Below are 3,661 nucleotides of genomic sequence, written 5' to 3'. Positions count from 1 at the left end.
CTTCTGCGGCCTGTACCCCCCGGAAACCGCCGGCGGGCTGGGCCTGAGCCGGCTCGATTCGACCCTGATCATCGAGGAGCTGGCCCAGGGCTGCACCTCCACCACCGCCTTTCTGACCATTCACAACATGGTCAACTGGATCCTGGCCAGCTACGCCGGCGACGCGGTCCGAGAGACCTGGCTGCCGCCGATGCTCGCCGGCGAGAAGCTGGGCTCCTACTGCCTCACCGAGCCCAACGCCGGCTCCGATGCCGCCTCGCTGCGCACCCGCGCGCACCGCGACGGCGACGCCTACGTGATCGACGGCAACAAGATGTTCATCTCCGGCGCCGGCGATACCCAGCTGCTGGTGGTGATGGCCCGCACCGGCGCACCGGACAGCGGCGCCGACGGCATCTCCGCCTTCGCCGTGCCAGCGGACACGGCGGGTATCGACTACGGCAAGAAGGAGGAGAAGATGGGCTGGAACAGCCAGCCCACCCGGGCGATCAGCTTCGACGGCGTGCGCGTGCCGGCGGATCATCGTCTCGGCGAGGAGAGCGAGGGCTTCCGTATCGCCATGCGCGCCCTCGACGGCGGGCGCGTCAACATCGCCACCTGCTCCGTCGGCACCGCCCAGGCCGCGCTCACCACCGCCCACCGCTACCTGAACGAGCGCCAGCAGTTCGGCCGTCCGCTGGCCAGCTTCCAGGCGCTGCAGTTCAAGCTCGCCGACATGGCCACCCAGCTCGTCGCCGCGCGCCAGATGGTGCGCCTGGCGGCGAGCAAGCTCGACCGCGGCGACCCCGACGCCACGCTCTACTGCGCCATGGCCAAGCGCTTCGCCACCGACCAGGGCTTCGCCATCTGCAACGAGGCCCTGCAGCTCCACGGCGGCTACGGCTACCTGCGCGACTACCCGCTGGAGCGCCACGTTCGCGACTGCCGGGTGCACCAGATTCTCGAAGGCACCAACGAGATCATGCGCCTGGTGATCGCCCGCCGCCTGCTCGACAAGGACGACCTGGAGATCTCGACATGACCGACCGTCACACCGCCCCCCAGCCGGGCGCGACGCCGCAAGAGACGCCAAGAGAGACGCCGTCGGCCGACGGCCTGCGCCTGGAGCACCGCGGCGCCATCGCCGTGCTGACCATCGACAACCCGCCCGCCAACACCTGGCACGAAGGCTCGCTGAAGGCACTCGCCGACCATCTCGACGCGCTGGCCGCCGAGCCCCAGCCGCCGGCGCTGGTGATCACCGGCGCCGGCGACAAGTTCTTCTCCGCCGGGGCCGACCTCAAGCGCTTCACCGAGGGCAAGGCCACCGCGCTGGAGATGGCGACCCGCTTCGGGCGCGCCTTCGAGACCCTGAGCGCCTACCCCGGGGTCACCATCGCCGCGATCAACGGCTACGCCATGGGCGGTGGGCTGGAGTGCGCGCTGGCCTGCGACATCCGCATCGCCGAGCGTCAGGCGCAGCTGGCACTGCCGGAGGCCAAGGTGGGGCTGCTGCCCTGCGCCGGCGGCACCCAGCACCTGCCGTGGCTGGTGGGCGAGGGCTGGGCCAAGCGCATGATCCTGTGCGGCGAGCGCATCGACGCCGAGCGCGCCCTGACCATCGGCCTGGTCGAGGAACTGGTCGACGCTGGCCAGGCTTTCGCCAGCGCGCTCGAACTGGCCGAGCGCAGCACCGGCCAGAGCCCGCAAGCCCTGGACCGCTGCAAGCGCCTGATCATGAACGCCCGCGACCACGGCCTGCCCCACGGCTACCGCATGGAGCGCGAGCTGTTCATGGAACTGTTCGACACCGCCGCCCCGGGCGAGGGCATCGGCGCCTTCCTCGACAAGCGCCCGCCGCGCTGGCGCGAGGACCCGACCCCGGGCGCAGGCGACGACAGCCGCGACGGAGACCAGGCATGAGCGAGCCCGTGCGCTTCGATACCCTGGCCACCGCCGACGGCCACCGCCTCGGACGCATCACCCTCGATGCCCCCAAGAGCCTCAACGCGCTGTCGCTGGCGATGATCGATGCCATTCAGGTGCAGATCGACGCCTGGGCCGAAGATCCGACGGTGGTCGCCCTGTGGCTGGAGGGTGCCGGCGACAAGGCGTTCTGCGCCGGCGGCGACGTGGTTGCCCTCTATCGCACCATCGCCGAAGGCCACACCGGCCGTGACCCGGAGGCCGCGGATGGCTTCGTGGCACGCTACTTCACCCACGAGTACCGCCTCGACCACGCCCTGCACGCCTACCCCAAGCCCATCGTCGCCTGGGGCGACGGCATCGTCATGGGCGGCGGTATCGGCCTCATGGTCGGCGCCTCGCACCGGGTGGTGACGCCGCGCTCGATGCTGGCGATGCCGGAGATCACCATCGGCCTCTATCCGGACGTGGGCGCCAGCTGGTTCCTGAACCGCATGCCGGGGGCCAGCGGCACCTTCCTCGGCCTGACCGGCGCCCGCCTCAACGCCAGCGACGCCCTGTTCGTCGGTCTCGCCGACCGTCTTATTGACGCCGAGCGCCGCGACGCGGTGATCGACGACCTGCTCGATGCCGACTGGTCCCGCCCGCGCCCGGCACTCGAACGGGTGCTGCGCGCCCACGCCGCGAGCCGCGATCACGCCCCGGCCGCCGAGGTCGCACCGCGGCAGGAGGCAATCGCCGCGCTGACCGACGCCGACAGCGACGAAGCGCTGATCGACAGCATCATCGCCGCCGCCGACAGCGACGACCCCTGGATCGCCCGTGCCGCGCGCAACCTGGCCGCCGGCTCGCCGCTCTCGGCGCGGCTGATCCTGCGCCAGCTGACCCGCTGCCGGCGCGTCTCGCTGGCCGAAACGCTGCGCAGCGAGCTCGATCTGTCGCTGGCCTGTGCCACCCACGGCGATCTCGGCGAAGGTGTCCGGGCACTGCTGATCGACAAGGACAACGCGCCGGCCTGGCACCACGCCCACGGCGCGGTGGCGGCGGCCGACCTCGACGCCTGCCTCGCCCCGGCGTGGCCGCGGCAGGCGCATCCGCTGCGCGACCTGCACGACCACGTCATCGGGTAAGCGTCGCCCGCCCGCGCCACCAACGCTGCCAGGAGAGCCGATCGTCATGTCCGCCACCGCCGAGTTCTTCGCCGCCCGCGATTTCCTGCTCGCCCAGCGCGAGGACTATCCCCGCGCCTACCAGGATTTCCGCTGGCCGCGCCTGACCCACTTCAACTGGGCCCTGGATGTTTTCGACGTGCAGGCCGCCGACAACGCCCGCACCGCGCTGTGGCTGGTGGACGAGGATGGCGGCGAAACCCGGCGCTCCTTCGACGAGATGCGGCGGCGCTCCAATCAGGTCGCCAACCATCTGCGCGAGCTGGGCGTGGCGCCGGGAGACACACTGCTGCTGATGCTGGATAACGTGGTCGAGCTGTGGGAGACCCTGCTCGCGGCGATCAAGCTCGGCGCGGTGGTGGTGCCGGCGACCACGCTGCTGGCGGCGCAGGACCTGCCCGACCGCCTGCAGCGCGGCAATATCCGCCATCTGGTGGTGGGTCAGGCGCATACGGCCAAGTTCGACGGGCTCGACCCCAGCCTGACACGGATCGCCGTGGGCGACCCGGTGCCCGGCTGGCAGGCCTACGACGACGCCTTCCGCGCCGATGACAGCTTCACCCCGGACGCCCCGACCCGGGCCGACG

The 3,661-nt window shown here is 71.4% G+C and carries 4 protein-coding genes; all 4 read left to right on the top strand.

Annotation, left to right across the window (positions count from 1 at the left end):
• A partial coding sequence (locus Q0602_RS00705; protein ID WP_298837449.1) for an acyl-CoA dehydrogenase family protein occupies nucleotides 1-1,021 on the top strand: 1,021 nt, incomplete at its 5' end.
• Nucleotides 1,018-1,902, top strand: a complete 885-nt coding sequence (locus Q0602_RS00700) for an enoyl-CoA hydratase (RefSeq protein WP_298837447.1) — start codon at nucleotides 1,018-1,020, stop codon at nucleotides 1,900-1,902. The genes Q0602_RS00705 and Q0602_RS00700, both read left to right, overlap by 4 nt.
• Nucleotides 1,899-3,035: an enoyl-CoA hydratase/isomerase family protein gene (locus Q0602_RS00695; RefSeq protein WP_298837444.1), complete on the top strand. Its 1,137-nt coding sequence runs from the start codon at nucleotides 1,899-1,901 to the stop codon at nucleotides 3,033-3,035. Before Q0602_RS00700 ends, Q0602_RS00695 begins: the two co-directional genes overlap by 4 nt.
• Nucleotides 3,036-3,081: 46 nt before the next feature.
• On the top strand, nucleotides 3,082-3,661 hold a 580-nt coding region (locus tag Q0602_RS00690; protein ID WP_298837441.1), incomplete at its 3' end, for an AMP-binding protein.

The organism is uncultured Salinicola sp., assembly GCF_937921195.1.
GTDB lineage: Bacteria > Pseudomonadota > Gammaproteobacteria > Pseudomonadales > Halomonadaceae > Salinicola.
This window is presented reverse-complemented; position numbering and strand designations above follow the sequence as displayed.

Coding starts and splice junctions, on each gene's coding strand:
- Q0602_RS00700 (WP_298837447.1), top strand. CDS start 1,018: ATGACCGACCGTCACACCGCCCCCCAGCCGGGCGCGACGCCGCAAGAG.
- Q0602_RS00695 (WP_298837444.1), top strand. CDS start 1,899: ATGAGCGAGCCCGTGCGCTTCGATACCCTGGCCACCGCCGACGGCCAC.